General features: G+C 52.1%; 13 protein-coding genes. 10 read left to right on the forward strand and 3 right to left on the reverse strand.

Annotated elements, in window-relative coordinates; all coding sequences use genetic code 11:
* Positions 1–16 precede the first annotated feature (16 nt).
* Positions 17–3610 carry an SdrD B-like domain-containing protein gene (locus ACYVAD_RS13105; RefSeq protein WP_461139948.1) on the forward strand — a complete coding sequence of 1198 codons (3594 nt, stop codon included), beginning with the start codon at positions 17–19 and terminating at the stop codon, positions 3608–3610.
* Between the two features lie 39 nt (positions 3611–3649).
* Here the strand turns inward: ACYVAD_RS13105 and ACYVAD_RS13110 are convergent, their stop codons facing one another.
* Positions 3650–4321 (reverse strand): deoxynucleoside kinase, encoded by a 672-nt coding sequence (locus tag ACYVAD_RS13110; RefSeq protein ID WP_461139949.1) that lies wholly within the window; start codon positions 4319–4321, stop codon positions 3650–3652.
* Positions 4322–4428: 107 nt separating this feature from the next.
* Between ACYVAD_RS13110 and trhO the strand changes: the two genes are divergently transcribed.
* The 8 genes from trhO (at position 4429) to ACYVAD_RS13150 (ending at position 12568) form a co-directional block, all read left to right on the forward strand.
* Positions 4429–5403 carry an oxygen-dependent tRNA uridine(34) hydroxylase TrhO gene (trhO, locus tag ACYVAD_RS13115; protein WP_461139950.1) on the forward strand — a complete coding sequence of 325 codons (975 nt, stop codon included), beginning with the start codon at positions 4429–4431 and terminating at the stop codon, positions 5401–5403.
* A 175-nt stretch (positions 5404–5578) separates the two neighbouring features.
* Complete coding sequence (locus ACYVAD_RS13120) at positions 5579–6655, forward strand: helix-turn-helix domain-containing protein (protein ID WP_461139951.1); 1077 nt, start codon at positions 5579–5581, stop codon at positions 6653–6655.
* Positions 6656–6733: 78 nt separating this feature from the next.
* Positions 6734–7276, forward strand: a complete 543-nt coding sequence (locus tag ACYVAD_RS13125) for a hypothetical protein (protein WP_461139952.1) — start codon at positions 6734–6736, stop codon at positions 7274–7276.
* 114 nt (positions 7277–7390) lie between these two features.
* Positions 7391–8158, forward strand: a complete 768-nt coding sequence (gene truA, locus ACYVAD_RS13130; RefSeq protein WP_461139953.1) for a tRNA pseudouridine(38-40) synthase TruA — start codon at positions 7391–7393, stop codon at positions 8156–8158.
* Between the two features lie 33 nt (positions 8159–8191).
* Positions 8192–8800, forward strand: a complete 609-nt coding sequence (locus ACYVAD_RS13135) for a nucleotidyltransferase family protein (RefSeq protein WP_461139954.1) — start codon at positions 8192–8194, stop codon at positions 8798–8800.
* Positions 8793–9368 carry a DinB family protein gene (locus ACYVAD_RS13140; protein WP_461139955.1) on the forward strand — a complete coding sequence of 192 codons (576 nt, stop codon included), beginning with the start codon at positions 8793–8795 and terminating at the stop codon, positions 9366–9368. Before ACYVAD_RS13135 ends, ACYVAD_RS13140 begins: the two co-directional genes overlap by 8 nt.
* Positions 9369–9477: 109 nt before the next feature.
* Positions 9478–11799, forward strand: coding sequence for a glycoside hydrolase family 65 protein (locus ACYVAD_RS13145; RefSeq protein WP_461139956.1), 2322 nt, complete (start codon positions 9478–9480; stop codon positions 11797–11799).
* A gap of 88 nt (positions 11800–11887) precedes the next feature.
* Positions 11888–12568: a class I SAM-dependent methyltransferase gene (locus ACYVAD_RS13150; RefSeq protein WP_461139957.1), complete on the forward strand. Its 681-nt coding sequence runs from the start codon at positions 11888–11890 to the stop codon at positions 12566–12568.
* Positions 12569–12604: 36 nt separating this feature from the next.
* On the opposite strand, the gene ACYVAD_RS13155 is transcribed toward ACYVAD_RS13150, so the two are convergent.
* Positions 12605–13075 carry a CHRD domain-containing protein gene (locus ACYVAD_RS13155; RefSeq protein WP_461139958.1) on the reverse strand — a complete coding sequence of 157 codons (471 nt, stop codon included), beginning with the start codon at positions 13073–13075 and terminating at the stop codon, positions 12605–12607.
* A 281-nt stretch (positions 13076–13356) separates the two neighbouring features.
* Here ACYVAD_RS13155 and ACYVAD_RS13160 point away from each other — a divergent pair, with 281 nt between their 5' ends.
* Entirely contained in the window at positions 13357–15624 is a 2268-nt protein-coding gene (locus ACYVAD_RS13160) for an aconitate hydratase (protein ID WP_461139959.1), read from the forward strand.
* Between the two features lie 79 nt (positions 15625–15703).
* Here the strand turns inward: ACYVAD_RS13160 and ACYVAD_RS13165 are convergent, their stop codons facing one another.
* Entirely contained in the window at positions 15704–17143 is a 1440-nt protein-coding gene (locus ACYVAD_RS13165; RefSeq protein WP_461139960.1) for a helix-turn-helix domain-containing protein, read from the reverse strand.
* Positions 17144–17510 lie beyond the last annotated feature (367 nt).

The raw sequence follows: 17510 nt of genomic DNA on the forward strand, positions 1-17510 counted from the left end.
ATAAGTCAGTTAGCCTATGAACGTTTTTACCGACCTACCATCGCGGTACCGCTTTTTCCGACGATGGTGTCTGCTACTGGTCATGAATCTGCTTGGGTGGGGGCCTGGGTACGCTGAAGACTCCCCCAACAAAGCCGCTACTGTTGCGATAGGAAGTCGCATTTTTCAGGATGCTAATCGAAACGGTATTCAGGATGCCGGCGATTCTAATTTAGGTGGCGTAACGGTTCGGTTGTACCAGAGTGGTATCCAACGTGCCCTGACAACGTCGAATGCGGCAGGGCAATACTCGTTCGATGACGCAACGGTGACGGGCGGTGTCAAACCGAATACACCGTACGAAATTCGTATTCTCTCCACTGACTTTCCGGCTGGACAAAATCTGACGCTAAGTCGCCAGGGAGGAAATCCCACGCTCGATAGTGATGCCGATCTTGTAGGGAACATTGCGGTTATTCCATTCACTACGGGAAGCGCTGGCAGCTTCATTAGCGGTTATGACGTGGGCTTCGTCGCTGGTCCACCTGATCTCCGGATTACCAAAGTAGCCAATACCAGTCAGACGACAACGGGTAGTGCCGTTACGTATACAATTACCGTAACGAATATTGGTGAAAGCTCGGCGGCAGGTGTTGTCGTACGCGATACCGTCCAGTCGGGATTAACGTACACATCGTCGTCTCCTGCCGCGACGGTTACGTCCGGGAATATTCTTGCGTGGAATATAGGAACAGTGGCAGCAGGGGCAACGTCAACCATTACGCTGAACGTAACAGTAACGGGTGAAGGGGTACTGTATAATACAGCATATGTATCAACAACTGACACAGATCCGAACTTAAGTAATAATGTTAGCCGATCAACCTTCACGGTGCCGGTTAAGATTTGCGCGGGAGAAGCTTATGTGGCAAGTCTGCCTGCTTCCTACTCAAACGTACAGTGGTATAATGGCTCAACGCTTGTTGCCTCCGGAAACAGCTTCACTATTACGGCGGCTGGTAGCTATAGTTTTACTACGACATCGAGTGTAGGCTGCCCCGTTAACGGATGTAGCCCAATTGTCATTTATCAAGGTACAGTCCCTTCCTTGGCCATTACGCCCGCCAATCCAGCTATCTGTAATGGTACGTCGACCACGCTGACAGCCTCGGCTACTGGGACAGGAACATACCTCTGGAATACGGGAGCGACGACAGCTGGCATTACCGTGAGCCCAACCTCCACGACAGCTTACTCCGTCACTTTTACACCAGCTAGTACGAGTAGTTGTCCTGCCAGTACTTCGGCAACGGTGACGGTGAATCCAGCGGTGACGGCGACGATCGCGGGCAACCTCACGATTTGTAACGGTACGAGCACCACCCTGACGGCTAGTGGTGGCACGGCTTACCTGTGGAGTAACGGTCAGACTACGGCGGCCATCTCGGTTACGCCGACCTCGACGACGGCTTACTCAGTGACGGTGACCAACGGGAACGGTTGTTCGGGGGTGACCTCAGCGACGGTGACGGTGAACCCGGCGGTGACGGCGACGATTGCGGGCAACCTGACCATCTGTAATGGCACGAGCACCACCCTGACGGCTAGTGGTGGCACGGCTTACCTGTGGAGTAACGGTCAGACCACGGCGGCCATCTCGGTCACGCCGACCTCGACGACGGCCTACTCGGTGACGGTGACTAACGGGAACGGTTGTTCGGGGGTGACCTCAGCGACGGTGACGGTGAACCCCGCGGTGACGGCGACGATTGCGGGCAACCTGACCATCTGTAATGGCACAAGCACCACCCTGACGGCCAGTGGTGGCACGGCTTACCTGTGGAGTAACGGTCAGACCACGGCGGCCATCTCGGTCACGCCGACCTCGACGACGGCCTACTCGGTGACGGTGACCAACGGGAACGGTTGTTCGGGGGTGACCTCAGCGACGGTGACGGTGAACCCCGCGGTGACGGCGACGATCGCGGGCAACCTCACGATTTGTAACGGTACGAGCACCACCCTGACGGCTAGTGGTGGCACGAGCTACCTGTGGAATGACGGTCTCACGGGAGCTGTTCGGACGTTCTCGCCAATAGCCACAACTACCTACTCGGTGACGGTGACTAACGGGAACGGTTGTTCGGGGGTGACCTCGGCGACGGTGACGGTGAACCCAGCAGTGACGGCGACGATTGCGGGCAACCTCACGATTTGTAACGGTACGAGCACCACCCTGACGGCTAGTGGTGGCACGGCTTACCTGTGGAGTAACGGTCAGACTACGGCGGCCATCTCGGTTACGCCGACCTCGACGACGGCTTACTCAGTGACGGTGACCAACGGGAACGGTTGTTCGGGGGTGACCTCGGCAACGGTGACGGTGAATCCAGCGGTGACGGCGACGATTGCGGGCAATCTGACCATCTGTAACGGTACGAGCACCACCCTGACGGCTAGTGGCGGCACGGCTTACCTGTGGAGTAACGGTCAGACTACGGCGGCCATCTCGGTCACGCCGACCTCGACGACGGCCTACTCGGTGACGGTGACCAACGGTAATGGTTGTTCGGGGGTGACCTCGGCGACGGTGACGGTGAACCCCGCGGTGACGGCGACGATCGCGGGCAACCTCACGATTTGTAACGGTACGAGCACCACCCTGACAGCTAGTGGTGGCACGAGCTACCTGTGGAATGACGGTCTCACGGGAGCTGTTCGGACGTTCTCGCCAATAGCCACAACTACCTACTCGGTGACGGTGACTAACGGGAACGGTTGTTCGGGGGTGACCTCGGCGACGGTGACGGTGAACCCAGCAGTGACGGCGACGATTGCGGGCAACCTGACCATCTGTAATGGCACCTCGACCACCCTGACGGCCTCAGATACAGGCACGGGCACGGGTCAGAGCTACCTATGGAGTACGGGATCAACCAGTCCAGCCATCATCGTATCGCCGGCTTCAACCACCGCTTACTCGGTGACGGTAACGAACGGTAATGGTTGCGCTGGTGTGGCATCAACAACGGTGACAGTTAACCCAACACCAGTTCTAGCCGTGACACCGGCTTCCCCAACCTTGTGCCAGGGACAATCGACAACGCTGACGATTGCTGGTTGCGAAGGTGGTACATTACTCTGGTCGACGGGTGACAATACCAGTTCGCTGGTCGTTGCTCCGCTGGCAACTGCTACCTACTCGGCTACCTGTACGTTTGGCTCCAGCACCAGTTGCGCGAGCACAATCTCGACGACAGTAACCGTAACACCAGCGCCAACGTACGTACCAAGCAGTATCACGGCTACAGCATCGACCTGTACGAACGGAAACGCAAATAACGATGCACGGATCGTATTGGCTGGTCTACAAAACGCTCAGAGTGCGGGAATCATCGCTGGTTCTACGTACACCGGTGGTCCTGCCTTCGGAGCAACTGGAACGGTTGCGGTCGTTAACGGGACCGTTACGTTCACCGGGCTTCCAGATCCGTCAGTGCCACAGGTATACACGGTTCGAATCTACAACGCAACGGGTTGCTTTACGGACGTGCAAGTGGCGCTAACACCGGCCAACTGCTGTCCAGATCCGACTTGTCTGCCGGTTGTTTTGCAGAAGATAACCAGGTAAGATTAGGAGGACGTAACGTAAAACAAATGAGCCACGACGCTAACGTCGTGGCTCATTTGCGTTTTTAGGATTGATCGTGGCTAATAGTTCGTTTATGTGCTGAACGACAGTTGCAAAATCGGCCGGGTGTTCGGCGTAGTCCAGGGTGTTGACATCGAGAATCAGGACTGGTCCTGCCTGATAGGAACGGATAAATTCTTCGTAAAGTTGATTCAGCTGGAGCAGGTATTCGTCGCTGATCGATTGCTCAAAGGAGCGCCCTCGCTTAAGAATCTGCTCCCGCAGCTTAGGCAGATCAGCGCGTAGGTAAATCATCAGGTCAGGTGGCCGAACCAGGCTGAGCATGTTTGTGAACAAACCCAGATACGTCTGATAATCGCGCTCGGTCATCTGCCCGCTCTGGTACAGATTACGGGCGAAAATAGCGGAGTCTTCGTAGATCGTCCGGTCCTGGATGATCGTTTGCTGCTGATCTGGATTAAACTGGTTCGTGGCTTGTACCTGACTAATCCGACGGATCTGAGCAAATCGACTATTCAGGAAATAAACCTGTAGTTGGAACGCCCAGCGCGGCATATCGTCGTAGAAATCGGCCAGGTAGGGGTTGCCGTCAACAGCCTCATAAAGAACTTCCCAGCCGTAATGAGCAGCCAGTAATTCTGCCAGTGTCGTTTTACCAGCGCCAATATTTCCCGTAATCGCAATATGCATACAAAGAGGAGAATGGAGGAAAGGAACACAAAAGGCGCCGGAATGTTGTCGTGCCAGCCTACTGTTCTATGGAACCAACTTTGGGCAAATGGGTTTATTTTTGTGCTATGAAACCGTACCGCGTTCTTCTTTACTACGTCTACTCGCCAATTGAAAATTCGGAACAATACCGCGAGGAACATCACCTACTATGCCTGAACCTGAATCTGTTGGGTCGGGTTATTGTCGCTCCCGAAGGACTGAACGGGACCGTGTCCGGACTGACAGCTGATTGTGAGGCTTACATGGCGGCCCTGCATGCCGATCCTCGCTTTGCCGGTATCGATTTCAAAGTGGACGAAGCCGATGAACATACGTTTCAGAAGCTGCATGTGCGGGTGAAAAAGGAGATTGTTCACTCGGATCTGCCGGTTGACCCACTTCGCCAGACGGGGATTCATCTGGATGCTGACGCGTTTCGAGATATGAAGAATGATCCGGATGTCGTGCTGGTTGACATGCGATCCAATTACGAGCACGCGGTTGGTAAATTCAAGGGCGCTATTACGTTTGACATGGATAATCTGCGCGAACTGCCGGAGCACGTCCACGAAATCGAGCACCTGAAAGACAAGAAGATTATTACGTATTGCACCGGCGGAATCAAATGCGAGAAGGCCAGTGCTTATCTGCTGGCCCGTGGATTTGAGAATGTCTACCAGCTCCACGGTGGGATCATCAAATACGGTATGGAAGCGGGTGGGGAAGATTTTGACGGCCAGTGCTACGTGTTTGACAACCGCGTGACAGTTCCGGTCAACCACGTCAATCCCGAAACTTTGTCGACCTGTCATCGGTGTGGCACGCCTACGAGCAAGATGATTAACTGCGCTAGTCCGACCTGTAACAACCACGTAACGCTCTGTGAGGACTGTGGTAATGAGCACGGTGGAACCTGCACCGATGCCTGCAAGAACGATCCGCAGCTACGCCCTTACGATGGTACGGGCTATTACGGAAAGAAAACGCAGGATTACTCACCGCTACAGGGGTATAAGAGTCGGCAGGGCCAACAGGTTGGCGTCCTGCTGGATCATGAGTAATCGTTAGCAAACTTTAGCATAAACCGCGTTAGCCTAGTGTTGATGCGGTTTTTTTGTGGCATCAGACGTAAAAGAAAGAGTGCGTAAATGTGGATAAAACAGTCTGAAATGGCACTTTTGGCATTTAGAAACCGAATTGGCTATATTAGCTGAAACTTTAGTAAATCCACCTCTGATGTCACTCGTCAGCGATAATATCCGCTATCTGCGTAAACTGAATGGTCTGACGCAGGAACAGTTTTCCCGAAAAATAAACATAAAACGGTCGCTGTTAGGGGCCTACGAAGAAGCGCGGGCGAATCCGAACCAGCAAAATATGCAGGCCATTGCCAAAGCGTTCAATACCACGGTTGAACTGCTAACCCGGCAGGATCTGCGCAAACTGCGTGAGACTCCCACGCTTAGTATTCCGCTGGGCCAGAAGGCGTCAGCGCCCGAACGTATCCAGTCAACGAGCGCTATCCGGTCAGATGGATTAATCGACGCCGAAGCGGACGATCCGTTTCAGCACCCGGACTTTCCGGATATTTTTGCTCAGCCCGATCCAAAAGCGTCGGCCACCCCGGAGCCCCAACCGCTGTCGTCAGTACTGAATAAATACTACCGGCCCCAGGAACCCGTGCGCGAGTCACGGCCCGCGCCCGCGCCCCCCGTTATCACGCCCCCCGTACGGCCAACGAGTGAGCGCGTTCAACCCGAAGTTTTATCCTTCAATAATGTGTTCGAGGGCGAGACGCCCATGGCGCAACCACGCTCGGTGAGTCATCCGGCTGCTCCCATGATTCCAGTGGTGATGCTTGCCTACTCCACTGAATACGGACACCAGCGCCAGCAGTCTGATTTTCTGCATCGGTTGCCAACGATGCAGCTACCGACGCTGTCGGAAGGCAGTTACCGGGCTTTCGAAGCGGGGGAGGATTTTACGTTTCCAGGGGCCTTGCTGGTTGGACAATTCGTGCGCAACTGGTTCGATATTGCCGACGGGCAGATGTACGTATTGCTGCTCCAGCGAGCCGACGGCGTACGGCCAATCTGCTGCCGCCGGATCTACAACCAGGTGAAAGTGAAAGGAACACTGCTGCTAACGGCTGATCGTCCTGACGTGCCCAATCAGGAAGTGGCGCTCAAGGATGTGCTGGAGGTATGGGAAATAAAAGCCTTTGTTAGCCAGCAATTGCCGCCCCCTTCACCGAGTACCGACCGCCTGCGTCAGCTCATCGAAGAATTACGGTTCGAAGTAGAGCGATTGTAAAGGACGATCAGTGGTATCCCGGTCGGCTAACAGAAGTGATAACCTATTCAACGCAACTCGAACGATCCATACTATCAGATGAAAACGATTGATCAACTAACGCCCACTGAAGAGGAGCTTTTAAATCCAGGCTATAATTACCAGAAGGAATTGACCGTCAAATTAGACGATCTGGACGACGTTTTTACTCAGGAGACCATCAATGAGATTGTGCTGTGGAAAGTCAATCGTTACGTTGCTCTGGATGATGGTACGCTTAGTATATTCAACCTGATAAACAAAAGCGATAGCACTATAAACATTGAACTAACTAGGGAAATCCTAGGCTGTTTGTTGCAACAGAAAGGTATTAGACTGCCGATGGCGTCAACGATGCTGAGGTTTAAAAATCCCGCGATCTATCAAATTATCGATCAGCGCGTGTACCGGTTTGTTTACGGTGAGGAGTTGCCTTATTCTACCAATGTAAAGAAACAAATTGACCTTTACCTTGATTATCTGAAACGGTTGAAAGAATCCTGCAACCTACGTAATATCCCGTTTGAATTGTCTGATCGGATACTTTACTCGATGGACAAAGTTCACAACCCAGATTTAAAATTGAAGGGTTACGGACTGTAAAAGGGCTTGATCTCTTCTGACTATTACGGTATAAATCCATAGCCATTCAAGCAGGAGTATGACGATGTTTCGTCGTTCGTGAACTTACAAATACCATCGGCGTCCTGTTGTATTATGCGTTATTTTCTTGAACTGGCTTACCGGGGAACGGCCTTCCACGGCTGGCAGCGACAGCCGAACGGCATCAGTGTGCAGGAGGTGCTGGAAACGGCGCTGACCACGGTGCTGCGGGAGCCAATTACGATTGTAGGCAGTGGACGGACGGACACGGGCGTTCATGCCGGACAGCAATTTGCTCATTTTGAAACCGAACGACCCTTGCCGGAAACGTTGATTCGCTCGCTGAACGGGCTGGTTTCGAACGATATTGCCGTTTATGAGTGCTTTCACGTACGGGCCGATGACCATGCTCGTTACACCGCTACGTATCGCTACTACCAATACACGCTCATTCGCCGGAAAGACCCGTTCCGCACCGACCTGGCGTACGTTTTCACGCATCCTCTGGACGTAAAACTCATGAATGAAGCGGCCAGTCTGCTGCTGAACCACACGGATTTTGAAAGTTTTAGTAAGGTCAAAACCGACGTGCGTACGTTTAACTGTCGGATCGATTTTGCGTACTGGGAAGAGCAATCAAATGGGAGCCTGATGTTTCACATCAAGGCCGATCGATTTCTGCGCGGTATGGTTCGGGCGATCGTAGGAACGTTGCTGGCAGTAGGGCAGGGGCGACTAAGTGTTGCTGACTTTGAGAATATTATTTTAGCTCGAAATCGGAAGCGGGCGGGGCGGGCGGCACCGGCTGAAGGGCTCTCGCTGGTCGAAGTTGGTTATCCTGCCGAGGTGTTTTCCGGGCGGCAGAACCCACCCGCACTATAACGTGTTTTACTAGTAGCTAACGATCAAAAGATATTGAAAATAGGAACAATCATACTGGCGGCTGGCGATTCGTCGCGCATGGGCGGACTGAATAAACAGCTGATTACCTATAAAGGACAGTCGCTTATCCAACGCATTACCGAAAGTGCTATTGCCTTGCAGCGTGGACCGGTTGTGGTCGTACTGGGCGCGAACCGGGAGCCCGTTTTGGCCGAGCTGGCCGGTCTTCCGGTTACGTTAGTCGATAACCCAAGTTGGCCAACAGGACAGGCTTCGTCGTTAAAAACTGGCCTGGCCGCGCTGTATTTGACACTCAAAGAGGTGGACGCCGTACTGGTGCTGCACATTGACCAGCCAATGGTATCGCTGGGCCTGCTGCTGCATATGCTGGAAATTTATAAAGATGAGGGCAAACCAATTGTCGCCTGCCGGTACGATACGCAGCTGAGCGTTCCGGCGATCTTCAGCCGTGATTACATTACCGAATTGCTGCAACTGGAAGGGGACAAAGGCGTTAAATGGGTAATTGGTCGTCACAGGAAGGACTGCGTTGAGGTGCCGTTCGAAGCTGGGTCAATTGATTTAAACTCCCGACGCGATCTGGAGATGTTTTCACTGGCTCAATCGTCTGACCATGCATAAGCTGGAGACCGCTCGTCAAATGCAAACGCGCATCGATCGTGTACTGGATACCATAACACGCGAGTTTCGCTCCTTACCGGAAGAACAGTTGCGGTACAAACCCGCGCCGGATCGCTGGAGCATTCTGGAATGTTTGCAGCATCTGAATCTGGCTGAGCGGTTCTACATTCGAAATCTGCAGCATAAAGTTGATCGACTTGGGGTTATACAAACTAGTCCATCTGATCAGGCACTTGTCGCCGGTTGGGTTGGAAAGGCCATGTTATACATGGTCGATCCCCAGACAAAAATTAAACTACCCGCTCCGGGTATTTTACGTCCGCGTCGGGCCAGTGAACTTGATCCGACGGATGTACTGAACCAGTTTGTGGAGCTACAGACGCTACTGCGTGATCTGCTCAATAAAGCGGTTTACCTCGACTGGAATCAGGAGTCGATGAGTACGCTGTTTGGTAACTGGCTGACTATACGATTGGGAGACGCCATGCTCATGCTGGTCGCACACACGGAACGCCACATCAATCAGGCGATTCGCGTAAAGAGTGAAATGAGTACCTTTACTGCCTAGCACAAGGGTGGTTACTCCGTAAACAACGCCAGAGCACCCATGTTACCAAGGTGACTAATTGTCTAAAACGGCGTTTAAAAAGAGGTAGCACACAGTTACCACTTATCCAATGAAGCATTATTTAGAAAACGATCCCTGGCGAATTGTCGAGACTGACTTTCACCGGGAATACAACGAAATTACCGAAAGTCTGATGTCGCTCGGGAACGGCCGAATGGGGCAACGGGGTAATTTTGAAGAGAAATTCACCGGAAAAAGCCTGCAGGGAAATTACGTTGCCGGCGTCTATTATCCGGATAAAACCCGCGTCGGCTGGTGGAAGAACGGCTACCCGGAATACTTCGCTAAAGTACTGAATGCCGCCAACTGGATCGGCATCGATATCGATATTGACTACGAATCGCTGGACCTGAATCACTGTGAGGTGCGCGATTTTCGGCGGGAATTGAACATGGAAGAGGGGTACCTCGAACGTTCATTCGTAGCCGTTTTGAAAAGCGGCAAAGAACTCCGGGTCAACGCCAAGCGGTTCTGTTCGATCGTGGACGACGAGTCGGGCGCCATTCGGTATGCCATTACGCCCCTGAACTTCGATGCCAAAATCACGATTACGCCTTACCTAGACGGCGCCATCCGTAACCGGGACGCTAACTACGACGAAACGTTCTGGGATGAGGTACGTAAAGAAACGGCTTACGGCGAAGCATACATCGAGATGCGAACCCGTAAAACCGGTTTTCACGTCGCAACAGGCATGTGCGTGGCCATCGAACAGGACGGGCAACGCGTCGATTATCAGTCGCAACCGATCAAGTACGAGAAGTACGTAGCCAACCGGATTAGCCTCGATTGCCACCAGGGGCAGGAAACTGCGATCTTCAAGTACGCGGTTAACTTATCGTCGCTGAATTACGATCCCGATACCATTATCCAGGATGCACACAAGTACATCCAGCGTATCACGCGCAAGGGGTTTGAAAAGATGCTGTATGAGCAAAAGCAGGCCTGGGCGGATAAATGGAAAACCAACGATATCACTATCGACGGCGATGTCGAAGCACAACAGGGCATCCGGTTCAATATCTTCCAGTTAAACCAGACGTATACTGGTGAGGACGAGCGGCTGAACATTGGTCCTAAAGGTTTCACCGGCGAGAAATACGGCGGCTCGACCTACTGGGATACCGAAGCGTACTGCCTGCCATTCTACCTGGCCACCGCCGATCAGAAAGTAGCAAAGAACCTGCTGGTCTATCGCTATAAGCAACTCGGAAAAGCCATCGAAAACGCCCAGAAGCTTGGCTTCACCAACGGGGCCGCGTTGTACCCGATGGTAACCATGAACGGCGAGGAATGCCATAACGAATGGGAAATTACTTTCGAGGAAATCCACCGGAACGGGGCAATTGCTTATGCCATTTATGATTACGTCCGGTATACGGGCGATGAGCAATACCTGGCCGAGTATGGACTGGAAGTACTGCTGGCCATCAGCCGCTTCTGGAGCCAGCGCGTTAACTGGTCGAAGGAGAAGCAGCAATACGTTATGCTGGGCGTTACGGGACCGAACGAATACGAGAATAACGTCAACAACAACTGGTATACCAACTACATTGCTGCCTGGACGTTGCGCTATACCCTCGAAGCCATCGATAAGGTGAAAGCGATGAACGCTGACCGGTACGTCGAACTGGTGGATCGGATTCAGATTCGTCCGGAAGAGCTGACACTGGCCGAGCAGATTGTTGAAAAAATTTACCTGCCCTACGACGAAGACAAAGCTGTTTTTCTCCAGCAGGAGGGGTTCCTGGACAAGGACCTGATGCCCGTAACGGACATTCCCGAAGGGCAGCGGCCCATTAACCAGAACTGGTCGTGGGACCGGATTCTGCGATCGTGCTTTATCAAGCAGGCTGATGTGTTGCAGGGGTTGTACTTCTTTGAAAATGAGTTTGATACAGATACTCTCCGGCGCAATTTTGATTTCTACGAACCCATGACGGTGCATGAATCGTCGCTATCGCCCTGCGTGCACAGCATCCAGGCGTCGAAGCTGGGTATGAAAGAGAAAGCCTACGAAATGTACCTGCGGACGGCCCGACTCGACCTGGATGACTACAACAATGATACCGAAGATGGCTGTCACATTACGTCCATGGCTGGTACCTGGCTGGCGGTTGTGAAAGGATTTGGCGGGCTACGCGTGGAGAATAACCAATTGGTACTGAATCCGTATTGCCCTGAGCATTGGCAGGGGCTGTCGTTCAAAGTTCGCTTCCGGGGCGCTTTGTTGCAGGTGACAACTACGCAACAAGACGTAACGGTTACCAACGCATCGACTACGCCCATTACATTGCTGGTCCACGGGCAATCTGTAACGGTATCTGGTAACAGCCAGCAAACGGTCGCGGCCCTAACCCAGCCAGTCTAGAATGACCGACTTGTTTTATTTTATATAGGAACAACGGGCGCAGCGCTTTTTAGTGGACTGCGCCCGTTGTTGTTTTTACGTTGATCGGATGAATTCCTTACGTGCTGCCGGGGGAAACTTTAACGGGGTTGCTCCTTTGTATGATGCACTGGCCTTTTTAATATTCGGTCGGCGGTTAGAGCGAGCCCAAGCTGTTTTTTTACGTCCGAATGCCCGGTTATCGATTTCAAAAGGTGCATCAGTATTGGTAGTGGGGGGCGGTACCGGGAGAATTCTGGAGCCATTAATGCAGAACTGTCAGCCCGATCGGGTAGTCTATCTGGAGAAGTCGGCCCGGATGTTGGCGCGAGCCAGTCGGCGCATGGCCGAAACCGCGTTGCTGGGCACGGTCGAATTTCGGCTGGGGGATGAAACGGCGTTACGCCCAGGTGAGCGTTTTGACGTCGTGATCACCCCATTTCTACTGGATTTATTTACCGAAACTACGCTCAGGAACGAACTGCTGCCCAAGTTGGATAGTGTACTGGCAGAGGGGGGCTACTGGCTGGTTACTGACTTTGTTCGAACCGGCGTCTGGTGGCAGGAAATGTTGCTCTGGACGATGATCCGGTTTTTCCGGGTAACGGCGGGTATTGAAACCCGTGGGCTCGCTGACTGGCAAAAACTAATGTCGGCACTTGGGCTGCGGTTACGGGCATTTCAACCGAAGCTGGATGGGTTGGTATCAACTGAGTTGTACCAGAAGTCCTTAACAAAAAGGTCCGCCTGATGTCAGGCGGACCTTTTTGTTAAGATAGAACAACAACTACTGTCTTTTGACATCACCACGAATGGCACCGTTCGGGTAGTTGTTCGTGTGAATGTTGGCGTACATCTGACCAGCGTTAAGCGAATCGACCTGAGTTTGCCGCAGCGTTACCGTTGACACGATCGGCGACGTTAGCGAAGGGAATCCTATATTAACTGGGCCAGTACCATCCGAGTTCGTTACGCGGTGCAGGTGTCCGCCAGTAACGGTTGACGATGATGGGAAGCCCGAATACGTTACGGTATAGCTCAATACTCGGCTCGTTGAATTTAAAGAACCCATAAACGTACCCGTTGCTGGAGAGGTTGTAGACGATGGTTTCTCGTTGGCCCCGTTCAAGGTCGCGGTGTACATTGTTGTTGTCGTCAAAGGCACCGTCGTTGGATTTTCTTCATCCCAGCAGGATGTCAGGGTAATTCCGAAAAGTACAAGTACAAGTGCTGATAGAAATACGTTTCTCTTGATCATGGTTTGTGTTGGGTGTTAGCCTTCTTTTAGAGAAGAAAAGGCAATCTATAAAAGTTGCTTAAACGGTAAGCCATTTTGGGGTGCTTTTGTTGAGAAAGAGCGCAAAATTAGATTGAATGGTTCTGAATAACGCTGGATCACACGTACGTTCGCAGGATTGTTTCTAAAACGAGGAGAATCTTCTAATTTTGAGTCGCCATCCGGAATCCATTTCGGCGCTCGGGTGGTTGTCTAAGTAGGAATAGATACCTTTTTACAAAGAACCGTTATTTTGTTTTATTATGGCTTTTGATGTCGATATGATTCAACGCGTGTATGCCAACATGGGCGAACGCGTCGAAGCTGCCCGTCGGGTCGTGGGAAAACCTCTCACCCTGTCGGAAAAAATTCTGTATAGTCACCTTTTTGCCGGTGTGCCAACCGAGGCATTCGAGCGGGGCAAAACGTACGTAGATTTTGCACCCGACCGGGTTGCCATGCAGGATGCAACGGCACAAATGGCTTTGTTACAGTTCATGCAGGCTGGTCGGCCCCAGGTAGCTGTTCCATCAACGGTTCACTGTGATCACCTGATCCAGGCCGAGGTTGGTGCGGAAACGGACCTGACCGTGGCTAAAAATAAAAACAAGGAGGTATACGACTTCCTGTCGTCGATCTCGGATAAATACGGTATTGGTTTCTGGAAGCCAGGGGCTGGTATCATTCACCAAGTTGTCATCGAAAACTACGCTTTCCCCGGCGGTATGATGATCGGTACTGATTCGCACACGCCAAACGCGGGTGGTCTGGGTATGATCGCCATCGGTGTAGGTGGTGCAGATGCCTGCGACGTCATGGCGGGACTGGCCTGGGAGCTGAAAATGCCAAAACTGATCGGTGTTAAGCTGACGGGTAAACTGAGCGGCTGGGCATCGGCAAAAGACGTTATCCTGCGTGTTGCGGGTATCCTGACCGTAAAAGGCGGTACCGGCTGCATCGTTGAATACTTCGGCGAAGGTGCTGAAAGCTTATCAGCAACGGGTAAAGGGACCATTTGTAACATGGGTGCTGAGATCGGTGCAACCACCTCGATCTTCGCTTATGACGAAAAAATGGGCGATTACCTGCGGGCAACCAGCCGCGCTGAAATCGCCGATGCAGCTGAATCTGTAAAAGCAAACCTGCGCTCGGATGACGAAGTGTACGCTGATCCAGCTACGTACTACGATCAACTGATCGAAATCAATCTGTCGGAATTGGAGCCGCACATCAACGGTCCGTTCACTCCCGATCTGGCGTGGCCGCTGTCGAACTTTGCTAAAGCCGTTAAAGAAAACAACTGGCCCGAAAAACTGGAAGTTGGTCTGATCGGTTCCTGCACTAACTCCAGCTACGAAGACATGACCCGGTCGGCTTCGGTGGCAGCGCAGGCTACGGCAAAAAATCTGAAAGCGAAAGCTGAATTCACCGTAACGCCGGGTTCGGAACTAGTACGGTTCACCGCTGAGCGTGATGGTATCCTCAATACGTTCGAAGAAATTGGTGGTGTGGTGCTGGCTAACGCCTGTGGTCCCTGCATCGGCCAGTGGGCGCGGCACATGGATGACCCAAGCCGCAAAAACTCGATCATTACGTCGTTCAACCGGAACTTCGCGAAGCGGAACGACGGTAACGCCAGCACTCACGCGTTCGTGGCTTCGCCCGAAATCGTAACGGCGTTCGCTATCGCCGGTGACCTGACGTTCAACCCAATGACTGATACGCTGACCAACGAAGCCGGTGAGCAAGTAATGCTCGACGAGCCACAGGGTATCGAACAGCCCCTTAAAGGCTACGCCGTTGACGATGCTGGTTACCAGGCTCCCGCCGAAGATGGATCGGGCGTTCAGGTAATCGTTAGCCCAACGTCGGATCGTCTGCAATTGCTGGCACCGTTCGCAGCTTGGGAAGGTACGGATCTGACCGGTCTGAAACTCCTGATCAAAGCGAAAGGAAAGTGCACGACTGACCATATCTCAATGGCCGGTCCTTGGCTGAAATACCGTGGTCACCTCGACAACATCTCGAATAACATGTTGATCGGTGCGGTGAACTACTTCAATGACAAAACCAACACGGTGAAAAACCAGCTGACGGGTGAGTACGGTGAAGTACCAGCCGTACAGCGGGCGTACAAAGCGGCTGGTGTCGGTTCGATTGTCGTGGGTGACGAAAACTACGGCGAAGGGTCGTCGCGTGAGCACGCGGCCATGGAGCCTCGTTTCCTGGGCGTTCGGGCTATCCTGGTACGTTCATTCGCCCGGATTCACGAAACCAACCTGAAAAAGCAAGGTATGCTGGGTCTGACGTTTGCCAATCCTGCCGACTACGACAAGATTCAGGAAGACGACACGATCGCGATCAAAGGATTGACGGAGTTTGCCCCTGGCAAACCACTGACCATCGAATTAACGCACGCTGACGGCACGACGGAAGAATTCCCCGTGAACCATACGTACAACGAAGGTCAGATCGAGTGGTTCAAGGCAGGCGCTGCGCTGAACATCATCCGGATGAAGCAGAACGCGTAAGCGGTTCATAGTAGATAAAACAAGCAGGGCGCTTGACCAGACTGGTTGAGCGCCCTGCTTGTTTTGGTACCATACGTCTTTATCGGAGTTTCTCCATGACCTGCTTCATGCTGGCAAACTGACGCTTTTTCTGGAGAACCGTAGGAGCGGCAACGCGTTCGCGGCAGTCAAACAGGGAGCAGCGTTCGCAGGCGTCATTCACAACGCGGAAGGGCGCGCTAGCCGGATTGGTCCGCAGAAATTTCACCTTGCTCTTCAATGTGTCATTCATCGCGAAGCACATCGACACACTCATATTTTGCTGCGTTGCGGCTTGGAAAGGATGAGCGACGGAGATAATCAGATACTGCAAGCCCGAATCGGCGTATTCGGAGAGCTGAGCTCGGCAAAGGGTTTCGTTTGTTGCGTTGCTTTGTTGCAGAGCAGATAATTCCTGTAGAATGGTGAGCGCAACCCACCGACGGCAAAAGTGTTCGTCGGCGATACGACGAGGCCCCTGTTGCCGTGACAGGTGCATTTCTTTGGTAAGCTGAAATGTTGTCTTCCCAGTGGTATGATTAAATCGATAGAAGAATAGCTGGTCAATCCCGAAGTGACTCGGTAGAATGTTACTGAGTCGGTAGAAGAAACGCTCAGGTGTAGCGCCAAACTCATGAATCAAGGCGAGGAACCGATCGTTATCCCAGCTTTCCTGCTCAAATAAGACAGTGATTTTTTCAATGAGAACGTCGCGTCGGATCAGGATGGCACCGGCGAAGTAAGACGCCTTGTAATTGTTTAAAATCTGTTCGAAGGATTCTACCTCCACCCAGGAATACGTATAAGGCCGGCTTTTGATCGACAGATACTGGAAACCAACTTCGCGAGCCAGAATGAACACGCGTTGCTCTGCCGATAAACCCGCGTTCAGGTACAAAGTGGCACTCTCCGGCCGGTAAACCGATCGAAGTGACATCAACTCGGGCTGAGTGAGCGGGTCGAAGTTGTCAATTTTTGTGCCATACTGGGTCTTCAGTAAATTAATCAGCAACGTTTCCGTAACTGCTTGACCCTGTCCCGCAAAGGCAGTCAGAAAACGATCCGCGTCAGCTTCGATTTCTGGGAAATAATTATCATGCATTTCCTGATAAGACCGCAGCATTGTTTGGTAAAGCCGCTCAACGCTCATGTTGTAGCTCAAGGCAATATCCATAAACGTACGGATCATAGCACTGACTTTGGCGGGGGCTTCCGCTAACAATTCGAGAAGGTCAGACGGATCGATACCGAACAGCTCCAGTGGAATTTCGGTCAAAAACTTAGAGCGTAAAAGGTCTGATATTGGCTCCAGCTTTTTGCTGAGTTTCAGCGATACCAGTGTATCGTAATCAACATCCATTGCCGTAGCCAGCGCAGATATTTTGTCGGCTTTCGGATACTTACGCCCCTTTTCAATTTCAGTAACGTAAGAAACCGACAAGCCTGATCTATTAGCTAATTCGCTGACCGATAGGCCTTTGTCAAGGCGAAGTTGTCGCATTTTCAGCCCAAATAAAAGGCGAATATGGTCGGCGGGAAGGCTTAGGGATGCGCTCAATACGTAGCAAGTAAAGAAGGATGACAACGTCCGCAGGCTAGTTTATACAGGCTAGCCTACGCATTGGTACAGTAAAAATACAAAACAACCTGTAACCATCCGTTGCCGGGAAGGTGGAATACAGTATAAAGTTCAACGCTTGGTTTTGTATCGACGTAGGGGGATGAAAGAACAGTGACAGGAAGGATGAGCCTATCTGCGAATTGTACAAATCCGGTAGGATGAATCAGTAACAGGTATTTTTTTTCAATTTAACTAAGTTGTTAATAAACCTATAGGCAACTATTTACCTTTTTTGACAAAAAAACTC

The sequence above is a fragment of the Spirosoma pomorum genome (assembly GCF_054776615.1).